An 18,936-nucleotide genomic window follows, 5' to 3' on the forward strand; every position below is an offset into this window, starting at 1 on the left:
GGTTGGGTGTCTGCGTGCGCGGCGGCGGAACGTCAGGCGGAGAAGTGACCCGCTGCACGGTCAGTTCGGCGCATCTCTGCGCGTCTATTCAAGCGGTTCGTTGAGAACGTCGAAGATGTCGACAGCCTTGAATTCCTGGTATCGCTCCTTCCCGGTCACCTCCTCGAGTACGCCCTGGTCGACGAGTTCCGTGATCCCGTTTCTGGCCGACTGCTCCGACATCTCCAGAATGTTGGCCGCCTCCGCGACCGTGAGATACGGCTGCTCGAAGAGTCGCAACGCGAGCCTGTCGGCCGCGGTCTTCCCGTGCCCGTACTGGTGTTCGTAGCGCTGGCGGAGGTCCTGCAACCGCTCGGTTCGCTCCACGGCTTCGCTCGCCTGCGCCCGGATTCCCTCGACGAAGAACTCCAGCCAGGGCTCCCACTCTCCGCGCTCGCTGACGGCACGCATCCGCTTCGCGTACTCGACTTTGTGTCTGTTGAAGTAGGCGCTCGGATACAGGTACGGTCTGGAGAGGAACCCGTTCCGGATCAACTGCAGGGTTATGAGGATGCGACCGAGGCGCCCGTTCCCGTCGGCGAACGGATGTATCGTCTCGAACTGGTAGTGGACGATACCGACGTTGACGAGGTCGTGGTGCTCGCTCCCCGACTGCATGAAATCTTCGAGGTTTTCCATCAGTCCGTCCACGTGGTCGGGCGCGGGTGGAACGAACGGTTCGATGCCCGCTTCCGGCGACGGGATGTGGGTCGGATCCGTCCGGAACTCCCCGAGCGGCTCGGTTTCGCCGCGGACATCCTCCAGAAGTTCCGAGTGCAGGTCTTTCAGTAGCGCTACGGTTATTTCCCCGGATTCCTCGACTTCCTCTGCCCCCTTTCGAACGACGCGCTCGTAGTTGAGCGCCTCCTGAATGTCTTTCTCTACCGTCGAACCCGTTTCGATCTCCGAGCGCCGAAACACGTCCTCGAGCGTGAGCTGACCGCCCTCGATGAGCGTCGACTCGACCGCTTCCCTGCGTACGAGTGTCGTGTACAGGAGCGGATTGGCCGGCGATTCGCGACTGATCCCGTCGAGCCTCCCCAGCTGGAAGATCGTCTCCTGCAATGCGTCCCTGAAATCGTCGTCGAACTCGAAGTTGGCTTCGGGCGGGAGTGGGTCCGGACGATAGTACGACCGGCGACCGTACGGTACGTACGTACCCGGAGCCCGACCCGGAAGCGTCGGTGGATTCATTTTGCTTAGCGCCCTGCTCTACACGCTAAGACAAACATCTTATGAATGTCTTGTGCTCAAAACAAGCCTCCGGGAAGATCAAATATATACGCTCCGATCACGACCGGCTGCTAAGCAAAACGACGCCCGCGAGTGGATTTCAGAGATACAGGTGCCCGTGGTTCCACACCGATTGAAGTGAGTTCAGGATTTATATACACGGTATGCAGACGCTACTTCTGGACCCCGACGCCGTCGAGGAAGCCGCGGAGATGCCGGCGGTCGTCTCCGCGGTCGAGGACGCCTTCGCCGCCGACGCGCGGGGCGACACGCAGATGCCCGCCAAGACCTACATCGACCTGCCGGCGTACAACGGCGACTTCCGGTCGATGCCCGCGTACCTGGACGCCGGCGAGTGGGACGCCGCGGCGGTCAAGTGGGTCAACGTCCACCCCGACAACCCCGCCGACCACGACCTCCCGACGGTGATGGGCACCGTCGTCTACTCCGACCCCGAGACCGCCTTCCCGCTCGCGCTGCTCGACGGGACGACGATAACGCGCAAGCGCACCGGCGCCGCTGCGGCCGTCGCGACGAACCACCTCGCCGTCGAGCACGCCCGGACGATGGGCATCGTCGGCGCGGGCGTGCAGTCGTACACGCAACTGGAGGCGGTCGCGACCGTCCGGCCCATCGAGGAGGTCGTCGTCGCCGACCGCGACCAGGAGGCGGTCGACGAGTTCGTCGCCGCGTTCGAGGACCGGTTCGACGTGCGCGGCGGGACCATCGAGGAGGCCGCCCGCTGCGACGTGCTCTCGACGGTGACACCCGTCGAGGAGCCGATCGTCCACAGCGTCGGCGACCACACCCACGTCAACGCAATCGGCGCCGACGCCGCCGGGAAACACGAGATCGCCGACGAGATCCTGCTGGACGCGACGCTCGTCATCGACGACTACGAGCAGTGCACCCACTCGGGGGAGATCAACGTCCCCTGGAGCGAGGGCGCCCTCTCCGACGCGGACATCCACGGGGAACTCGGCGAGATCGTCGTCGGCGAGAAGCCCGGGCGCACGCCCGAGACCGGCGTGACCGTCTTCGACTCGACGGGCCTGGCCATCCAGGACGTGGCGGCCAGCCACGTCGTCTACGAGTACGCCGCCGAGCACGACGTGGGCGAGGTCGTCTCGCTGGTCGACACCGACGTGCTCTGAACGGTCACCGGGGCGACGGGCTCACTCCCGGAGCGCGGCGAGGTCGGCGGGCGTGTCCACGTCCGTGCGGACCCCGGGGTCGCCGGTCTCGACGACGGCCGCGTCGTCGGCGCCCTCGAAGACCGCGCGTCCGCCACGGTCCCCCTCGACGGCCGCGAGCGCGTCGAAGTGCCGGCCGTCGAAGAGGACCGGGTTGCCACGCTGGCCGTCGTAGCCCGCCGCGAGTGCGGACCCGCGGCCCGCCCGATAGGCCGCGACGAGCCGGTCCACGGTCCCGGGGTCGACCCGCGGCATGTCGCCGAGCGCGAACACGACCGCGTCGGCCCGGTCGCGGGCCCATCGGACACCGCACCGGACCGACGTGGCCTGCCCGGCGGCCGCGTCGGGGTTCTCGACGACCGCGAGGCCGACGCCGGCGAGCGCATCGGCGACGGCCGGCGACTCCGGGCCGACGACGGCCGCGGTCGAGCCGATGTCGGCCTCGACGAGCGTTCGAGCGGGGTGACGGACGAGCGGTTCGCCGTCGAGCGTCGCGAGCAGTTTGTCGCGCTCGCCGAAGCGGTGGCTGTCGCCCGCGGCCAGTAGCACGCCCGCGACGGTCGGGTCGCCCCTCACGGCGCCGTCTACGCCGTCGTCCGGGAAATCCCTGCCGCCGGAAGCCCGGGGTGTCCCGGCGCGCGGAACTACCAAGGCCGTCGCCGTGGTACTCGATGGCATGAACACGGCCGAGCGGATCGTCGCGACGCTGGAAGCGCTCGACGTGGCGTACGTCTTCGGCTATCCCGGCGGGCGCGTGATCGAGGTATTCGACGCACTGGGGGAGTCGGACATCGAAGTGGTCCGGCCGCGCGACGAACGCGAGGCCAGCGTCATGGCCGAGGCCGCCGGTCGGATCACGCGCGATCCGGGCGTGCTCGCCGGCCAGGGCCCGTGGATCGGGAGCCTCGGCGCCATCGGTCAGATGGAGGCGCGGCTGGGTTCGTCGCCGATGGTCGTGATCACGGAGGCGAGCGAGCGCGGCGAATACGCGACGCTCGCACCGTACCAGCAATCCCGCGGCGACTACGGCGGCCTCGACCTCCCGTCGATCCTCGACGGGGTGACCGCAGAGCACTGGGAACCGCGGACGCCGACCGAGACGGTTCGCAGTCTCCAGCTGGCGTTCAAGCACGCGACCGCCGGTCGGCCGGGGCCCTGCGCGGTCGTCCTCGACGGCGACGCCGTGACCGAGGAGGTGCCCGACGATCCCACTCCGCCGCTGTGGGACGACGAGGCGCAGGCCCGGACGTGGGACGCCCGCCCGGTCGACGGCGACCTCGACCGGGCGGTGGCGGCGCTCGACGGGGCCGAACGACCCGTGATCCTCGCCGGGAACGGCGTCCACGCGGCGAACGCCTACGACGAGCTCGAGGCGGTCGCCGCGGCGGCCGACGCCGCCGTCGCGACCTCCTACCTCGGGAAGTCGACCATCGCGGAGACGCACGACCGCGCCGCCGGCGTCGTCGGGTCGTTCGGCCACGAGGGCGCCAATCGCGCGGTCAGCGAGGCCGACACCCTGCTGGTCGTCGGCTGCCGGCTCAACCCGATGGACACCAACTGGGGCGCGGCGTCGTTCGTCCGCCCGGACGAGCAGACGGTCTGCCACGCCGACGTGGACTCCCGCAACGCCGGGTGGGTCTACCCCGCGGACGTGGGGCTGATCGGCGACGCGCGGGCGACGCTGGCGGCGCTGGCCGACCGGCTGCCGGACGAATCGAACGAGGACAGCTGGGCGCTCGACCGCGCGGCGGCGGCCCGCGAGGACTTCACGGCGCCGGCCTGCGATTCGGACGCGGTGCCGATCAAGCCCCAGCGCGCCGTCGCGGCGGTCGAGTCGGTCGTCGACGCGGAGACGGTCGTGACGGCGGACTCGGGCAACAACCGCTTCTGGCTGCTCAACTACCTCCAGACGCCGGCCCGGCGGACGTACTTCGGGAGCGGCGGCGTCGGGGCGATGGGGTGGGCCGCGCCCGCCGCGGTCGCCGCGGCGCTGGTGACCGACCGCGACGCCGTCGCCGTCGCGGGCGACGGCGGCTTCGCGATGACGATGACCGCCGTCGAGACGGCCGTCCAGCGGGGCGTCGCGCCGACGTTCGTCGTCCTCAACGACACCTCGCTCGGGATGGTCCGTCAGATGGACGACGAGTTGCCGGGGACGGAGTTCCCGGACACCGACTTCGTCGCGGTGGCGCGGGCGATGGGCGCCCGGGGCGTCCGCGTGACGGAACCCGGGGACCTGAAGCCGACGCTGGTAGATGCGAAAGCCGACGACCGCCCCACCGTCGTCGACGTGCGCATCGACCGCGACGAACCGATGGCCGACCGGCTGGCGTCGTCGTTCTACGAGGGGGTCGGCGGGCTACACGAGTGAACACCGGCTGCTGCTGACGCGACGTGAGGGCGAGCAGGCGGCGCAGTCGGCCCGCGGAGCGGCGCGCCGCGCGACCGCGACCCGCTCCGCGGTGGCTCTCACAGCACGAGTCGGGATGGTCGCGCTCTCCGGGATAAATGTCAGCACCGTATCTTGCGGCAACTTTTTCCAGTTCGTGGGCGAACGGACGGTATGGCAACGGCACTGGTGACCGGCGGGACCGGCTTCATCGGGGCGTACGTCGCCGCGGACCTCGTCGACCACGGGCACGACGTGGTCGCGTTCGACCTGTCGACCGACGAGACACGGCTGGCGAAACTGGGGGTCGACGACGACGTAGACGTGGTCCGCGGCGACGTGACCGACCCGACGGCCGTCGTCCGGACGGTCCGGGAGACGGGCGCGACGCACGTGGTCCACCTCGCCGCGCTGCTGACGGACGCGGCCGAGGCGGACCCGCGGGCGGCCCTCGACGTGAACTGCGGGGGGACGAACAATGTGTTCGAGGCCGCTCGCACGCTCTCCGATCAGGTCGAGCGCGTCGCGTGGGCGTCTTCGGCGGCGGTGTACGCGCCGCCGGACCGATACGCGGACGGGGGCGGCGCGAGTAGCGCGGGCGGCCGGAGCGGGGGCGACGGAACGGCCTGGGTCACGGAGGACGACCTGGTGTACCCGGACACCCTCTACGGCGCGACCAAGGAGTACAACGAACACCAGGCGCGGGTCTACGCCGAGGCGTTCGGCGTCTCCCACGTCGGCCTCCGCCCGACTGTCGCCTACGGCCCCTACCGCGAGACCGGCGGCTCCGCGTTCCTCGTGGACCTGGTCGAGAAACCCGCGGTCGGAGAGTCGTTCGCCGTGGAGTACGGCGACCAGGTCATCGACTGGCAGTACGTCCGCGACATCGCGCAGGCGTTCCGCAAGGCCGCGTTCGCCGAGGAGTCTGCCCTCTCACAGCGGATCTACAACGTCCGCGGCGAGTGCGCCACGATCCGCGAGGCCGCCGAGACCGTCCGATCCGTCGTGCCCGGCGCCGACATCTCCGTCTCCGACGAGGGTGAGTTGCCGTGGACGCAGACGCTCGATATCACGCCCGCCCGCGAGGACCTGGGCTACGAACCAGAGTACGACCTCGAAGCGGGCGTCTCCGAGTACGTCTCCGTCCTCCGCGAGGAGCGGGGGCTCGACCCTGTCTGACTGTCCGTGTTCGCTGTTCGACAGTGAATACGAGGGGGGTGTCTTCAGTCGGCGGACGCGTTGTAGGTGATCTCGACGGTCGCGGAGACGCTGACGGGGCTGGGTTCGACGGTCGTCCCCGCGTCGGCGGCCCGTTCGACGAGGAAGCCGCTCCCGTCGCCCGTCGACACGGAGCGGACCTCCCCGAGCGCGAGTCCGGTGCTGTCGGCGACGGCTTCGGCCTGGACGCGGGCGTCGTCGACCGCCGCGTCGATGGCGTCGGCGCGCAGGTCCTGCCGACGCTCGTCGGAGACCGTGAACGCGACGCCGTCGATCTCGGCGGCGCCGTTGGCGACGGCGGTGTCGACGACGGCACCGGCCTCGCTGGTGTCGGTCGTCGTCACCGCGAACGACTGGCGGGCGACGTAGGTCGTCGTCCCGTTGTCGACCCGCTGGAAGACCGAGTAGCTCGTCGTGGCGACCGACTCGACGGAGAGGTTCTCGTCGTCGAGCGCGTCGCGGAGCGTCGCGGCGTCCTCCGCCAGGCGCTCCGTCGCCGCGGTGGCGTTGTCGGCCTCCGCCGTCGCGGCGAGGTCGACGACGGCCCTGTCGGGTTCCGCCGTCACGGTCCCCGTCGCCGAGACGGTGACGGTCGAACTCTGGTTGCCCGCCTGGGCACTGCCGAGGAGCGCGGCGCTCCCGAGCCCGACCGTGCTCAGCAGGACGATTCCGGTCAGCGCCGCCGCCGCCAGTTTCCGGTTCATGGGGGAGTCGGCGGCCCGACCCCGGATAGTAATCCGCGCGCTATCCCGGGTACGCTCGGCCAACCCGGCGGTAGGCGCCCGGTTCGCGGCCGTACGCGTCGCTGCCCGGTTCGCGGCCGTACGCGTCGCCGCCCGGTTCGCGGCCGTACGCGTCGCCGCCCGGTTCGCGGCCGGACGCGTCGTCACCCGTGTCGAGCCCCCCGGCCGGTCAGTCGCTCGTCCGCGAGTACCGCTCGACACACTCGTCGAGGGAGATCCCCATCGTCGCCTGGGTGATCGCGTTCGAGGAGGCCGCGTTGGCGCTCTTGACGAGTTCGGCCGCCAGCGTGCGCTCGGGGACCTCGCCGAGGAAGTGCGGGATCGCCCGCTGGACGGCGAGCGGACAGCCGACCTCGTGGGCGAGCGCGTAGCCCGACAGCGAGTGGGGGATCGCCTCGCCGGCGTAGCGCGGGTCCGGATCCACCAGGTCGTCGTCGACGTGGGCGACGTACTCGTAGCACTTGCCCACGTCGTGCAGCAGACAGGCCGCGACGACGGTGTCGGTGTCGACCGCCGCCCCGTGGCGGTTCCGCTGGACCGCGGCGGCCTCGACCGCGATCTCCGTCACGCCGCGGGTGTGTTCGACGTTGCTCACCTCGTGGATGTTCCAGGCGTAGGGGATCTCGTGGATGTCGCGCCAGCCGCCGCGTCGGAGCCCCAGAATCCATGCTTCGACCACCCGCTCGCACAGGTCCTCGTCGGTGACCGCGTCGAGTTCGGGGAAGGCGTCGCGGACCTGTTGCTCGTACTCGCCCCCCTCGTTTCGTGTCGAACCGGGACCGTCGCCCCCGTCGCCGGTTCGTCGCCCGTCGCCGCCCATCAGTACCCCTCGCGGTCGGTCGCGTCGAACTGGACCGTCTCGCGGCCGATGAGTCGTGGCCGCTCCTCGACGGCGAGGAAGTTGTCCACGTCGTCGCGGGCGGCCGCGGCCACCTCCTTGCCCGGGTCGTAGTCCCGCGAGCCGGGCGAGCCGAGCGCGTCGTACAGGTCCTCCAGCGACTCGAAGTACAGCTCGGCGACACCGTCGAACGCGGCGTCGTCGGGGTCGACGGGGTACACCGTGTGGTAGCGGACGACGCCCTCGATGTCGCGGGCCAGCGGCGTGTGCTCGGTCTCCCAGTAGTTGCGGAACGCCCCGTGGCTCATCCCCGCCTTCCGCACGAGAAACGCCGAGTGCTTGTAGAGCCCGTCGGTGTCGCCCCCGGTCTCGTCCCGCTGGAGGACCTCCTCGCCGACGAACGCCGACCGCTCGGCGACGGCGGGCAAGCCGCCCTCCCCCCGCACCCCGTCCTCGCCCGTGCCCACCGCAGCCTGGAGGTCGTCCAGCGACTCGAAGTACCGCTCGGCGATCCCGTCGAACTCGGCGGCGTCTGGATCGGTCGGGACGACCGTGTGGTGGCGGACGACGCCCTCGATATCGCGGACGAGCGGCGCCTGTTCCTCCAGCCACCGCTCGCGGAACGCCTCGTGGCGCTCCCCCTCGCGCCGGTTCAGCAGCGCGATGTGCTTGTGCATACCACACATACGAGGTGGCGGCCGGATGTACTTTCCGGCGATACTTGCCGCCCGTCGCAGCGTCGACCCAGTCGTTCAAACGACCGCTGTATCCTCCTGAAGGCCCTTATCCGGGACGCTCGTCCGCTCGGGTATGAACCGACGCGACCTCCTCGCCGCGCTCGCGGCGGGCGCCGTCGCCGTCCCGGGCTGTCTGGGCGACTCGAACGGTGCGAGCGGCGGCTCCCCGTCGGCGACGCCCACCGAGACACCGACGGGGACCGAACCGACTGCGACCGCCGGTGGAACGCAGTCCCCCTCGGACGGCGAATCCGGGACGGGGACGACCACCGCGGGCGGCTTCGTCCGCGAGGCGTTCGCGGTCCCGGAACTGGCCGCGCCGAGTTCGCCGGACTCGTTCGGCGTCTACGGCGACCGCGACGAGCAGTACGTGGTCGCACTGCTCGACGGACGGGGCGGGACGGACCCGCTGGCCGAGGACATCGAGCTGGTCGCCGGCGGCGAGTCCTACGCCGCCCGGGTCGACGTGGGGCGGCAGTGGTGGGCGCTGTTCGACTACGGCGAGCCGTACTCACCGGTCGACGAGCCCGAGGGGTGGGTCGTCTTCCGCGTCCCGAACCCGCTCGACGCCGACGCCGCGACGATAACCTGGCCGGGCGGCGAGCGCGCGCTGACCGGGGAGGCCGTCGCCGCGCTCGCCCGACCGCCCGCGTCGTTCGCGGTGCAGTCGTTCGCGGCGCCCGAGACGGCCGACCCCGGCGAGACGATCCGGCTGTCGGTGACCGTCGAGAATACCGCGAGCATCGACGGGACGTTCGTGGCGGCGCTCAACCGCTCGGCGCCGCTGTACGCGCCCGAGGCCACGGCTCGCCTGCCGGTCCCCGCCGGCGGGACCGCGACGTGGGACCACGAGCACACCGTGAGCGAGCGGGGGCCATCGGAGCCCCACACCCTCCGGTTCGGGCTCTACTGGCGCGACGGGTCGATGGACCGCACCGTCCGCGTCGGGGAGGCCTCCACGACGACCGAAGGGGATCCCGCGACGACCGAAGCGGATGGCGCGTCGACCCCGACGCAGGGACCGACCAGTCGTCGCCCACGGAGACGCCGACCGCGACCGAGACGCGCCCGATCACGCCGACGCCGTCGCCGGAGTGACGCCCCGGGACCGCTCGCAATTTTTGCCGTAGCTTGATGGGTTCGGCGGTCGAAGCTCGCGTATGCACGACCGCGAGTACATGGCGGGGACGCGGGGGACGATGGCGGTCGACTGGGAGGAGCGAATCGACGTGCAGCGTCTGCGCCGGGAACGGTACGACCGGGCGCTGGAGCGCCTGGAGGACTCGCCGCTGGGCGCCCTGCTGCTCGTCTCGGACCCGAACATCAGGTACGTGACGGGGCTGGCGATGACCGGCGGGAGCGGCGCCGACCACTACACGCTGCTGACCGAGGAGGGGGACGTGGTCCACTGGGACACCGCCGACCACGCCGCCAACCAGCGGTACAACTGCCCGTGGCTCGACGACATCCGCCACGCCGCACCGGGACTGGGGAACGTCCCGCGCGCCTCGGGCAGCGACTCGGCACGGGCGTTTCTGGCGGGAAAGATGGCGGATCTCGTCGCCGAGGCGATGGGCGAGTACGGCGTCGCCGACCTGCCGCTGGGGGTCGACGTGGGCGCCCGGCAGCTGCACGACGCACTCGACGAACGGGGGATCGAGACTCGCGTCGACGAGGCGGTCGACCTCATGCACGACGCCCGGAAGACCAAGACCCGCGACGAGGTCGAGTGTCTCCGGCAGGTCGCGGCAGTCTGCGAGGCGGGCTTCCAGCGGATCAAAGAGACCGCGAAGCCGGGCGCCCGCGAGTCGGAGGTGTGGGGCGAGGCCGTGCGGGAACTGTACCGCCACGGCGCGACCGTGGGCGGGGGGTATCTCACCTCCGGGCCGAACACCTGGCCGAAACACCAGGCCAACACGACCGACCGCGCGATGCGGCCCGGCGACCTGCTGTACGCCGACTTCTACAACGTCGGCTATCTGGGCTATCGCTCCTGCTACTACCGGACGTTCTCGCTGGGCGAGCCGACCGAGGCGCAACGGGACGCCTACGAGACCGCTGTCGAGAGTCTCTATCGCGTCCTCGACCGCATCGAACCGGGCGTCACGACCGACGAGGTCGCCGAAGCGTTCCCCGACATGGCAGGGGAACACGCCGACTGGTACGGCGCCGACGAACACTGGGAGCTGACGACCAACCACTGGGCCCACGGGCTGGGCCTCCAGCTCTACGAGGTCCCGCTGGTCTGGCGCGGCGTCTCGCCCGACCACCCCATCGAGATCGAGGCGGGGATGACGATGGCCGTCGAGACGCAGGCGCCGGCCGACCGCCAGGGCGTCCGCGTCGAGGAGATGGTCGTCGTCCGCGAGGACGGCGTCGAACTGTTGAGCCAGTGGCCCGTCGCCGAGATCACCCGGATCGACCACTGACCCGGCGCCGCCACCGGCATATTTTACCGCGGCCGCCCAACGGACCGGCATGGACCTGGGCACCGGTCTGTTCACCTGCCAGCGCCGCCCGGACGACGACCGGCCGCGGGAGGCGATCTACGACGAGCTGCTGACGATCGCGGGCGCCATCGACGACGCCGGCCTCGCCTCGGCGTGGGTCTCCGAGCACCACTTCGCCGACGACGGCTACCTCCCGGGGACGATGCCCGCGCTGGGCGCGCTCGCCGCGGCGACCGACGACGTGACCGTCGGCACCTGCATCGCGCTCGCCCCCCTCTACGACGCGGTCCGGCTCGCCGAGGACGCCGCCACCGTCGACCTGCTCTCGAACGGGCGGCTCGCACTCGGGCTTTCCATCGGCTACCGCGACATCGAGTTCGAGAACTTCGGCGTCCCGACGGACGAACGGGTCGCCCGCACCGAGGAGGCCGTCGCCCTCCTGCGCGGCGCGTGGTCCGAGGGCCCGGTCGGCGTCGACCCGGAGTTCCACGATATCGACCCGGAGACGACCGTGACGCCCGAACCCGCGGGCGACCCGCCGATATTCCTCGGCGGCGCCGCGAAACCGGCCGTCCGCCGCGCCGCACGCATCGGCGACGGCTGGTGTGCCCCCTCGTCGCTGTCGCTGGAGGGGGTCGAGAAGCGCGTCGAGGACATTCGCCGCGTCCGCGACGAGGAGGGCATCGACGGCGACTTCCAGGTGTACGTCCTCGCGCACGGCTTCGTCGGCGACTCCCGCGAGGCCGCCTGGGAGTCGATGCGCGACGGCTACTTCTACCTCCAGCGCCGGTACGCCGAGTGGTACGAGGGCGAGGCGATCGACGAACTCCCCGCCGAGCGCCGCGCGGAGCTGAAAGACGACGCGGTCTTCGGGACGCCCGACGACGTGGTCGCGGAACTGGAGCGCTACCGCGAGGCGCTCGGCGACGACGTACACGTGATCCTGCGGACCTACTACCCCGGCATCGGTACCGACGCGATGGTCGACTGTATGGAGCGCCTCGGCGAGGAAGTCGCACCGCGGGTCTGAACCGTGAGAGCATTCGGTGTCGACAGCTACCGGGCAACTGCGGTCGGCGCGCGCTGGAGCGCGCGTTCATGCGCGCGACCGTAGTCGCGCGAGGTCTTCGTGAACTGTGTGAACGAAGGCTCGTCGGAGCTTGCTCGACGGTGGATGAGCGACGACAGGAGCGAATCGGCTGGGGAGGTTCGTGGCCCGTTGCGGTGCTGTGCGGGGCGGGTGCGGTCACAGTGCCGTGCAGTGCGGTCCCTGGTGTCCGCGCGAACGTGTGAGCGCGGGCTCGGGAGAGCGTGCTCTCCCGGTGGACTGAACGGGCGAGGCGCGCTCGCGCGCAGTTCAGTCGTCTGAGCGACCGCGAGCGCGCCGAGGGCTTTCACCGCTTGCTGTCGAGTGCGGTTGAGTCGACTGCTAGCGAGCGCGTCGAGGACTTTCAGCACTCACCGACGAGTGCGGTCACTCGCCTTCGGTTCACATCGATCCAAATAGAACCAACTACTCAACTCACATTCCGAACTGAACAGCTCCGCGGGACCGGTGCAGTCAAACCCGTGGAATCCCTACCGGCGGCCACGCAGATGGGTACGGAGTACTACCGCGTCGCCGACATGGAGACTCGCGTCGAGAGCCTGTTCCACTCGCTCGCGCTGGTGGTCTCGGCGTTCATCCTCGGGACCTTCCTGATCGCCGGGGCCGGCTCGGTCCTGAGCGCGCTCGGCTTCGACGTCACGTCGACGGCGACGCTGCCGCCGCTGGCCTACGCCGCGCTGACGGCCACGCAGTTCGTCGGCTTCTTCGCCGTCGTCGCGGTCTATCTCCAGTGGCGCTCCGACGAGCAGTTCTTCCAGGTGGCCGTCCCGTCGCTCCGGGACCTGGGCTGGGTCGTCGCCGGCTTCGTCGCCCTGTTCGCCGTCGCGTCGGCGCTGTCGGCGGTCATCCAGGCCGCCGGCGTCGACAGCGCGACCAACCAGGTGATCACGCAGGGCCAGCAGGACCCCGTCCGCTTCCTCTACCTGATCCCCGTCACCTTCCTGTTCGTCGCGCCCGCCGAGGAGCTGCTCTTCCGCGGGATCGTCCAGGGACTGTTCCGCCGGGCCTACGGCGTCGTCCCCGCGGTCGTGCTGGCCAGCACCGTCTTCGGTGCGATGCACTACTTCGCGCTGCTGGGCTCGGAGGGCAGCGTCGTCTCGACGCTCGCGGTCGCCGCCGCGCTCGGGCTCGTCCTCGGGACGCTGTACGAACTCTCCGAGAACATCGCCGTCCCCATCGTCGTCCACGGGCTGTGGAACACGATGAGCTTCCTCCTGCAGTACCTGCAGGCGACCGGCGCCGTCGGCGGGTGAGCGGAACGGCCCCCGTCGGCGCCCGAACCCGGCTCCCCGACTCGACTGCCAGGAATCGGAGTCTGACGGCCGTCTGACGGGTAGTTAAGCCGAACGGGCGAAAATACGGGGTGTATGCCGACCCGCTACACGGTCGTCTGCGACGACGACCGCGCCCGGGAGATCGAGGCGATCGCCCGGCAGTACGACCTCACGGAGGAGGAAGTACTCCGGCAGCTCGTCGACACCGGGCTCGAACAGCTCGACGAACAGATCCAGTAGCGGGTGGGCGGGGCTGGGGCAGCCACCGAGGGCGGTCCGACCGGAGCCGGTCGGTTCCGGTCGGCGCTGGTCGGTTCGTGGTCGCCAGCGACGGCTCAGGCGGGGTTCTTCCGGGAGAGGTCGCTCCCGCAGACGGGACAGCGGTCGTGGTTCTCGTCGAACTCGCGGCCGCAACCGGAACACTGGAAGCGCCAGTCGCGCTGCTCGGTGATCCCCTCGCGGGCGATGAGTTCGACCGCCACCTCCAGCTTCTCGGCGACGTTCTGCATGGCGTAATCGTCGGTGACGAGCCGGCCGTCGAGTTCGAACGCGGCGGCGACCAGCCGGATGTCGGTCTCCGAGAGGGTCTCGAGGTCGCCCGTCTCGCGGGCGGCGCGTTCGATCCGCTCGACGGTTTCGTCCTCGGGGATGTGGATGTGCATGCCCGACCCCTCCATGGCGTCGTAGCGGTAGGCGCTCTCGTCCTCGAGCTCCTCGCGGACGAGCGGGATCGTGGCCTGCTGTTCGGTCGTGTGATACTCGTTGATAAAAGCCGAGGCGTCGAGGACGTACATTTAGCGCTGGACGATCATCTGGTCTTTGACTGCCTGGACGCGGTCGACGGGCACGAGGAGGTGGCCCTGCTCGTCGACCTCGAACTGCGAGTTGTCGAGGTGCTCGTTGGGCTCGATGATGAGGTTCTGCAACCGACCAGTCTCCAGGTCCATCGTGATGTTGTACAGCATCCCCATCTCGGCGCCGTCCGTCCCGGTGACGGCCTTGCCGGAGAGGTTCTCGGCGAGTATCTCGGCCATACCCCCGACTACCGAGTGAGGCCCCATAAACGCCACGGGGCCGTCTGACGACCGCGTGACGCCCGCTGTGCGGTCCGTCGGGACCCGCCGCGGGCTCACAGTCGCCGGAACCACCGGGATTATGCGGGTGGTCGTCCATGTCGTCGCCATGGAGCGCAGACGCCTGTTGCGGGCGAGCGCCGTCGCGCTCGCGGGGCTCGTCCCGGGGTGCGGGCTGGGATCGGGTGACGGCACGGCGACACAGGACGACGATCCGGCGCCGAGCGACCCGCCGACCGCCACGACCGCCGCGCCGACCGCCCCGCCGACGGCGACGCCCACCGAGGAGCCGACGCCGACGCCCACGGCGACCCCGACCGCCACGCCGACGGCCACTCCCACACCGGTACCGAGCGAGGCCGACCAGGTCGTCGCGGTCGCCGACGGGTCGGCGACCTTCGACCCCGAGACCTTCGAGATCGCGACCGGCGAGACGGTCGTCTGGGCCTGGCACAGCTCCGGCCACAACGTCCGGGCGACCGCGCGGCCGCGGGGGTCGACGTTCACCGGCACCCCCGGCGGCGACGGGACCACCTACGGCGAGGGGTACACCTTCGCCCACACCTTCGAGGTCGCCGGCCAGTACGAGTACCGCTGTTACCCCTACCGGAACCTCGGCATGACGGGCTCGTTCACCGTCACCGAGTAACCGGGGTGTCGCGCACCGAGTAACCGGGGTGTCGCGCACCGGGTAACCCGACGCGTCGCGCACCGAGTAACCGGGGTGTCGCCCGCTGAGTGGCCCGGAGTGGCCGCATCGACCGACCCGCAGCGTCGCGGGGTTTATTCCGCGACAGCCCCGAGCGCGCCCATGGACCGCCGTAGCCTGCTCCGACTGGCTGGAACCGCGCTCGCCGCCGCCGTCGCCGGTTGCGGCGGGGACGACGGCACCGAGACCGACGGCTCCGGGACCGACGGCGACGCGACGCCCACCGAGAGCCCGACGCCGACGGAGACGCCCGGGACGGATACGCCCAGCCCCTCGCCCACGGCCGAGGCGACACCGACCGGGACGCCGACCGACACGCCCGACTCGGCGGCGACGCCGACGGTGACGCCGACCGCGAGTCCCACGCCGACCGAGACGCCGACGCCCACGGCGACTCCCAGGCAGGCCGCGCAGGTCGTCGCCGTCGCCGACGGGGGGCTTTCGTTCTCGCCCGAGACCTTCGAGATCGCGACCGGCGAGACGGTCGTCTGGGTGTGGTACAGCTCCGGGCACAACGTCCGCCCCGCGACGACCCCGGGCGGGTCCGAGTTCTCGGGGACGGCCGGCGGCGACGGCGACCTCTACGACGAGGGTCACGAGCTGTCGTTCACCTTCGAGACCCCGGGCGAGTACGAGTACTACTGCAGCCCCCACCGCTCGGCCGGCATGACGGGCTCGTTCACCGTCACCGAGTAGCCGCGCGCGAGCGACGACGGGCCCGCGCACGGGCAGATGAGATCACTTATCCGGCCCGCGGGGCTGATCCGAGACAACCGAACTTCTGTGGTGATAGGATGGCAGACTCACAACCGACAGACACCGACGACGAGTCCGAGGCGACGCTTCGGACACCGATAGTCGCCGTACTCGGCCACGTCGACCACGGCAAGACCAGCCTGCTCGACGAGATCCGCGGCTCCGCGGTCACCGAGGGCGAGTCCGGCGCGATCACCCAGCACATCGGCGCGACCGCGGTCCCGCTCGACGTGATCTCCGAGATCGCCGGCGAACTGGTCGACCCCACCGACTTCGACCTGCCCGGCCTCCTCTTCATCGACACGCCCGGCCACCACTCGTTCTCGACGCTGCGCTCGCGGGGCGGGGCGCTGGCCGACATCGCGATCCTCGTCGTCGACGTGAACGACGGCTTCCAGCCACAGACGCTCGAAGCCGTCGACATCCTCAGCCGCACGCAGACGCCCTTCATCGTCGCCGCGAACAAGATCGACACCACGCCCGGCTGGAACCCCAACCCCGACGCGCCTGCCCAGCAGACCATCGAGGCCCAGACCGACCGCGTCGAACAGGACCTCAACGAGAGCCTCTACGAACTCATCGGCGATCTGTCCGACAACGACTTCTCGGCGGACATGTACTGGCGGGTTCAGGACTTCCAGAACAACGTCGGCGTCGTCCCCGTCTCCGCCGAGACCGGCGAGGGCATCCCCGACCTGCTGACCGTCATGATGGGCCTCTCCCAGCGCTACATGAAAGAAGAGATGGCCGTCGACGTCGACGGGCCCGCCGCCGGCACGGTACTGGAGGTCACCGACACCCAGGGCTTCGGGGCGACCGTCGACGCCATCATCTACGACGGCACCATCTCGGCCGACGACCAGATCGTGGTCGGCGGCGTCGAGAGCCCCATCGTCACCGAGGTCCGCGCGCTGTTGCGCCCGCGCCCGCTCGAGGAGATCCGCACCGAGGGCCAGTTCGAACAGGTCGACTCGGTGAAGGCCGCCGACGGCATCAAGATCGCCGCGCCGGATCTCGACGACGCGATGGCCGGCGCGCCCATCCGGGTCGTCGGCGACCGCGAGGTGGACGACGTGATCGAGGAGGTCCGGGCCGAACTCGCGGACATCGCCGTCCAGACCGGGGAGGAGGGCGTCGTCGCCAAGGCCGACACGCTCGGGAGCCTGGAGGCGCTGGCCTCCACGCTCGAAGAGGAGGAGATCCCCATCGTCCGCGCCGAGGTCGGCGACATCGCGCCGCGGGACGTGCGCGTCGCCGAGACGGCCAACGAGGACAAACACCGCACCATCCTCGGGTTCGGCGTCGAGGTGCTCGACGACGCGGCGGACCTGGCCGAACAGGAGGACGTGCGGATCTTCGACCACGACGTGATCTACCGGCTGGTCGAGGAGTACGAGGCGTTCGTCGAGGAGCGCGAGCGCGCCCAGCAGGACCAGGTACTCGAAAACATCACCCGGCCGGCCCGCTTCCAGATCCTCGACGACCACACCTTCCGGCAGTCCGACCCCGCCGTCGTCGGCGTCGAAGTCCTCGGCGGCACGCTCAAACGCAACTCCAACGTCGCGCTGTTCGAGGGCAGCGAGCCCGAGCGCGTGGGGCTGCTCAAGTCCATCCAGGACGAGGGCGAGGACGTCGACGAACTCGGGCGCGGCGAGCGCGCGGCCGTCTCCATCGACGGCCCCACGGTCGGCCGCCAGATCGAGGAGGGGGACGAACTCTGGACGGAGATCCCCGAGAAACACGCGAAGATCCTCGAACAGGAGCTCTCGGAGGACATCCCCGTCAGCGAACTCGAGACGCTCAACATGTACCTGGAGAAGCGGCGCAACCGCGACCCGTTCTGGGGCAAGTGACGCCGTCGCTCGCCGCTCGCTGACCGACTCCCGCGGCACCCGCTCCCCCGCTGCACACGCAGTAATAACATTTAATTAGGTTACGCTCGACGGTTGACACGTGCTTGGACCAGCAGCGAGCGACGCGCGCGGTGTGATGTCGGTCCACGACGCGGTCCTGGCGCTGATCCCGGCGCTGCTCGCGCTCGCGGCGCTCGCCGGTGTCGTGCTGTCGTGGTCGTGGGGGACCGCCATGGCCGTGGGGAGCGTCCCGGCCAGCGGGACCATCGGCTACGCGCTGTTCTACAACCCGCCAGAAGCGGCCGTCGAGAACTGACTGGGGCCCTCCGCTATCGCGCGGCCGGGCTGTCGTTGTTGGAGAGGGCCTGTTTGACCTGGAGGGCGGCGCTGGCGGCCAGCCCCTGTGCGAGGTCGGCCTGTTCGTCTTCGTCGATCGTGGCGTCGGCGTCCTCGGGCGTGTAGCCGGCCGAGACGACGGGGCCGACGGGCGGACGGACGGCGACGGTGGCCTCGGGGCCGTCGGAGCCGGCCGTCAGGTCCGACCCGACGACGAACTCCTCGGGGAGGAGTCTCCGCGTCTGGTGGGCGACCTGCGAGAGGTCCCGCTCCAGCCGGCGGCGCTGGTCGGGCGTGAGCGTCTCGGGATCCAACCCGTCGTCGCCGAGCGGCGAGTTTCCGTACATTGGGCTCTTCCGCGGCCGTATGCGGCCCAGGGTCTTAACCCCTGGGAGAGGCGTACAGCTTGCCGTCCCACACGATCGATCGTGGTCGCTCGGGCCGCGGCTCCCGCCGTTCCCGGTCAGTCGAGCAGCGGTTCGCTCCCGCCGTAGGCCGCGACGACGACCGCGGTGGCGTGCTCGGCCGGGTCGGCGGGGGTCGACTCGACGACGACCTCCGGTTCCTCCCGGAAGGCCCACTCGCGCAGTTCCGTCCCGCGGCGCAGGCCCGCCTCGACCGCCTCGGCGACCGCGTCGGGGTCGGTCCCGCTGGCCTCGTAGAACAGCCCCCGGCCGGACTCGCTGCGGACCCACCCCAGCCCCGCGCAGGCCTCGCCGTCGGCGCCCGGCGGAAGCGTCTCGCGGCCGACGACCGCGTAGAGCGCCTCGCCTGCCGCTCCCAGGTCCGGGGCGGTGCCGACGCGTTCCAGCCGGGCCTCCGCGGGGATCACCGAGGAGAGCGTCAGGAGGTTGTAGTTGTGGACGCCCGCCTCGGCCAGCGCCGCGTCGAACGACGACATCGCGGTCGGGCCGGCGGCCGACCCCCACGCGACCCGGATGGTGCTCATACCTCCGGGTCGTCGACTCGCGCGCTAAGGGGTTTCGC

At 70.6% G+C, this 18,936-nt stretch carries 21 protein-coding genes; 12 read left to right on the forward strand and 9 right to left on the reverse strand.

Going from position 1 to position 18,936, the window contains the following annotated elements:
* Positions 1-84: 84 nt before the first annotated feature.
* A complete protein-coding gene (locus tag ACMGFG_RS08855; RefSeq protein ID WP_436929979.1) occupies positions 85-1,233 on the reverse strand; it encodes a Fic family protein in 1,149 nt (382 codons plus the stop codon).
* A gap of 203 nt (positions 1,234-1,436) precedes the next feature.
* Between ACMGFG_RS08855 and ACMGFG_RS08860 the strand changes: the two genes are divergently transcribed.
* Positions 1,437-2,426: an ornithine cyclodeaminase family protein gene (locus tag ACMGFG_RS08860; protein ID WP_436929980.1), complete on the forward strand. Its 990-nt coding sequence runs from the start codon at positions 1,437-1,439 to the stop codon at positions 2,424-2,426.
* Between the two features lie 21 nt (positions 2,427-2,447).
* Here ACMGFG_RS08860 and ACMGFG_RS08865 read toward each other — a convergent pair whose 3' ends face one another.
* Positions 2,448-3,041 carry a nucleotidyltransferase family protein gene (locus ACMGFG_RS08865; protein ID WP_436929981.1) on the reverse strand — a complete coding sequence of 198 codons (594 nt, stop codon included), beginning with the start codon at positions 3,039-3,041 and terminating at the stop codon, positions 2,448-2,450.
* 100 nt (positions 3,042-3,141) lie between these two features.
* On the opposite strand from ACMGFG_RS08865, the gene ACMGFG_RS08870 reads away from it, so the two are divergent.
* Both ACMGFG_RS08870 and ACMGFG_RS08875 read left to right on the forward strand, forming a co-directional pair.
* The gene (locus tag ACMGFG_RS08870; protein WP_436929982.1) at positions 3,142-4,836 is read left to right on the forward strand and encodes a thiamine pyrophosphate-binding protein; all 1,695 of its coding nucleotides are present in this window, start codon (positions 3,142-3,144) and stop codon (positions 4,834-4,836) included.
* Between the two features lie 192 nt (positions 4,837-5,028).
* The gene (locus ACMGFG_RS08875; RefSeq protein WP_436929983.1) at positions 5,029-6,033 is read left to right on the forward strand and encodes an NAD-dependent epimerase/dehydratase family protein; all 1,005 of its coding nucleotides are present in this window, start codon (positions 5,029-5,031) and stop codon (positions 6,031-6,033) included.
* A gap of 44 nt (positions 6,034-6,077) precedes the next feature.
* Here ACMGFG_RS08875 and ACMGFG_RS08880 read toward each other — a convergent pair whose 3' ends face one another.
* The 3 genes from ACMGFG_RS08880 to ACMGFG_RS08890 form a co-directional block, all read right to left on the reverse strand.
* Positions 6,078-6,776, reverse strand: a complete 699-nt coding sequence (locus tag ACMGFG_RS08880) for an SIMPL domain-containing protein (RefSeq protein WP_436929984.1) — start codon at positions 6,774-6,776, stop codon at positions 6,078-6,080.
* Positions 6,777-6,984: 208 nt separating this feature from the next.
* Complete coding sequence (locus ACMGFG_RS08885) at positions 6,985-7,635, reverse strand: HD domain-containing protein (RefSeq protein WP_436929985.1); 651 nt, start codon at positions 7,633-7,635, stop codon at positions 6,985-6,987.
* Positions 7,635-8,330: an EthD domain-containing protein gene (locus ACMGFG_RS08890; RefSeq protein ID WP_436929986.1), complete on the reverse strand. Its 696-nt coding sequence runs from the start codon at positions 8,328-8,330 to the stop codon at positions 7,635-7,637. The genes ACMGFG_RS08885 and ACMGFG_RS08890 overlap by 1 nt, the downstream gene beginning before the upstream one ends.
* A 133-nt stretch (positions 8,331-8,463) precedes the next feature.
* Between ACMGFG_RS08890 and ACMGFG_RS08895 the strand changes: the two genes are divergently transcribed.
* The 5 genes from ACMGFG_RS08895 (at position 8,464) to ACMGFG_RS08915 (ending at position 13,462) form a co-directional block, all read left to right on the forward strand.
* The gene (locus ACMGFG_RS08895) at positions 8,464-9,525 is read left to right on the forward strand and encodes a hypothetical protein (RefSeq protein WP_436929987.1); all 1,062 of its coding nucleotides are present in this window, start codon (positions 8,464-8,466) and stop codon (positions 9,523-9,525) included.
* Between the two features lie 25 nt (positions 9,526-9,550).
* On the forward strand, positions 9,551-10,819 hold the full coding sequence (locus tag ACMGFG_RS08900) for a M24 family metallopeptidase (RefSeq protein WP_436929988.1): 1,269 nt from the start codon (positions 9,551-9,553) through the stop codon (positions 10,817-10,819).
* A 49-nt stretch (positions 10,820-10,868) separates the two neighbouring features.
* Entirely contained in the window at positions 10,869-11,870 is a 1,002-nt protein-coding gene (locus tag ACMGFG_RS08905; RefSeq protein ID WP_436929989.1) for an LLM class flavin-dependent oxidoreductase, read from the forward strand.
* Positions 11,871-12,409: 539 nt separating this feature from the next.
* The gene (locus ACMGFG_RS08910) at positions 12,410-13,201 is read left to right on the forward strand and encodes a CPBP family intramembrane glutamic endopeptidase (RefSeq protein ID WP_436929990.1); all 792 of its coding nucleotides are present in this window, start codon (positions 12,410-12,412) and stop codon (positions 13,199-13,201) included.
* A gap of 114 nt (positions 13,202-13,315) precedes the next feature.
* Positions 13,316-13,462, forward strand: a complete 147-nt coding sequence (locus ACMGFG_RS08915; RefSeq protein ID WP_436929991.1) for a CopG family transcriptional regulator — start codon at positions 13,316-13,318, stop codon at positions 13,460-13,462.
* A 95-nt stretch (positions 13,463-13,557) separates the two neighbouring features.
* Here ACMGFG_RS08915 and ACMGFG_RS08920 read toward each other — a convergent pair whose 3' ends face one another.
* On the reverse strand, positions 13,558-14,016 hold the full coding sequence (locus ACMGFG_RS08920; RefSeq protein WP_436929992.1) for an NOB1 family endonuclease: 459 nt from the start codon (positions 14,014-14,016) through the stop codon (positions 13,558-13,560).
* Positions 14,017-14,256, reverse strand: a complete 240-nt coding sequence (locus tag ACMGFG_RS08925) for a PRC-barrel domain-containing protein (RefSeq protein ID WP_135366015.1) — start codon at positions 14,254-14,256, stop codon at positions 14,017-14,019. It lies immediately after the preceding gene.
* A gap of 148 nt (positions 14,257-14,404) precedes the next feature.
* Here ACMGFG_RS08925 and ACMGFG_RS08930 point away from each other — a divergent pair, with 148 nt between their 5' ends.
* The 4 genes from ACMGFG_RS08930 (at position 14,405) to ACMGFG_RS08945 (ending at position 17,929) form a co-directional block, all read left to right on the forward strand.
* Positions 14,405-14,944, forward strand: a complete 540-nt coding sequence (locus ACMGFG_RS08930; protein ID WP_436929993.1) for a plastocyanin/azurin family copper-binding protein — start codon at positions 14,405-14,407, stop codon at positions 14,942-14,944.
* A gap of 162 nt (positions 14,945-15,106) precedes the next feature.
* The gene (locus tag ACMGFG_RS08935) at positions 15,107-15,700 is read left to right on the forward strand and encodes a cupredoxin domain-containing protein (RefSeq protein ID WP_436929994.1); all 594 of its coding nucleotides are present in this window, start codon (positions 15,107-15,109) and stop codon (positions 15,698-15,700) included.
* Positions 15,701-15,798: 98 nt separating this feature from the next.
* Positions 15,799-17,613, forward strand: a complete 1,815-nt coding sequence (infB, locus tag ACMGFG_RS08940) for a translation initiation factor IF-2 (RefSeq protein ID WP_436929995.1) — start codon at positions 15,799-15,801, stop codon at positions 17,611-17,613.
* A 100-nt stretch (positions 17,614-17,713) separates the two neighbouring features.
* On the forward strand, positions 17,714-17,929 hold the full coding sequence (locus tag ACMGFG_RS08945; RefSeq protein ID WP_436929996.1) for a DUF8015 family protein: 216 nt from the start codon (positions 17,714-17,716) through the stop codon (positions 17,927-17,929).
* Positions 17,930-17,942: 13 nt separating this feature from the next.
* Here ACMGFG_RS08945 and ACMGFG_RS08950 read toward each other — a convergent pair whose 3' ends face one another.
* Positions 17,943-18,296 (reverse strand): DUF5811 family protein, encoded by a 354-nt coding sequence (locus ACMGFG_RS08950; protein ID WP_135366021.1) that lies wholly within the window; start codon positions 18,294-18,296, stop codon positions 17,943-17,945.
* 116 nt (positions 18,297-18,412) lie between these two features.
* The gene (locus ACMGFG_RS08955) at positions 18,413-18,898 is read right to left on the reverse strand and encodes a pyruvoyl-dependent arginine decarboxylase (RefSeq protein WP_436929997.1); all 486 of its coding nucleotides are present in this window, start codon (positions 18,896-18,898) and stop codon (positions 18,413-18,415) included.
* Positions 18,899-18,936 lie beyond the last annotated feature (38 nt).

Source organism: Halosimplex halobium, from assembly GCF_051414055.1.
Taxonomy (GTDB): domain Archaea; phylum Halobacteriota; class Halobacteria; order Halobacteriales; family Haloarculaceae; genus Halosimplex; species Halosimplex halobium.

Coding starts and splice junctions, on each gene's coding strand:
- ACMGFG_RS08855 (WP_436929979.1), bottom strand. CDS start 1,233: ATGAATCCACCGACGCTTCCGGGTCGGGCTCCGGGTACGTACGTACCG.
- ACMGFG_RS08860 (WP_436929980.1), top strand. CDS start 1,437: ATGCAGACGCTACTTCTGGACCCCGACGCCGTCGAGGAAGCCGCGGAG.
- ACMGFG_RS08870 (WP_436929982.1), top strand. CDS start 3,142: ATGAACACGGCCGAGCGGATCGTCGCGACGCTGGAAGCGCTCGACGTG.
- ACMGFG_RS08875 (WP_436929983.1), top strand. CDS start 5,029: ATGGCAACGGCACTGGTGACCGGCGGGACCGGCTTCATCGGGGCGTAC.
- ACMGFG_RS08880 (WP_436929984.1), bottom strand. CDS start 6,776: ATGAACCGGAAACTGGCGGCGGCGGCGCTGACCGGAATCGTCCTGCTG.
- ACMGFG_RS08885 (WP_436929985.1), bottom strand. CDS start 7,635: ATGGGCGGCGACGGGCGACGAACCGGCGACGGGGGCGACGGTCCCGGT.
- ACMGFG_RS08890 (WP_436929986.1), bottom strand. CDS start 8,330: ATGCACAAGCACATCGCGCTGCTGAACCGGCGCGAGGGGGAGCGCCAC.
- ACMGFG_RS08895 (WP_436929987.1), top strand. CDS start 8,464: ATGAACCGACGCGACCTCCTCGCCGCGCTCGCGGCGGGCGCCGTCGCC.
- ACMGFG_RS08900 (WP_436929988.1), top strand. CDS start 9,551: ATGCACGACCGCGAGTACATGGCGGGGACGCGGGGGACGATGGCGGTC.
- ACMGFG_RS08905 (WP_436929989.1), top strand. CDS start 10,869: ATGGACCTGGGCACCGGTCTGTTCACCTGCCAGCGCCGCCCGGACGAC.
- ACMGFG_RS08915 (WP_436929991.1), top strand. CDS start 13,316: ATGCCGACCCGCTACACGGTCGTCTGCGACGACGACCGCGCCCGGGAG.
- ACMGFG_RS08920 (WP_436929992.1), bottom strand. CDS start 14,016: ATGTACGTCCTCGACGCCTCGGCTTTTATCAACGAGTATCACACGACC.
- ACMGFG_RS08925 (WP_135366015.1), bottom strand. CDS start 14,256: ATGGCCGAGATACTCGCCGAGAACCTCTCCGGCAAGGCCGTCACCGGG.
- ACMGFG_RS08930 (WP_436929993.1), top strand. CDS start 14,405: ATGGAGCGCAGACGCCTGTTGCGGGCGAGCGCCGTCGCGCTCGCGGGG.
- ACMGFG_RS08935 (WP_436929994.1), top strand. CDS start 15,107: ATGGACCGCCGTAGCCTGCTCCGACTGGCTGGAACCGCGCTCGCCGCC.
- infB (WP_436929995.1), top strand. CDS start 15,799: ATGGCAGACTCACAACCGACAGACACCGACGACGAGTCCGAGGCGACG.
- ACMGFG_RS08950 (WP_135366021.1), bottom strand. CDS start 18,296: ATGTACGGAAACTCGCCGCTCGGCGACGACGGGTTGGATCCCGAGACG.
- ACMGFG_RS08955 (WP_436929997.1), bottom strand. CDS start 18,898: ATGAGCACCATCCGGGTCGCGTGGGGGTCGGCCGCCGGCCCGACCGCG.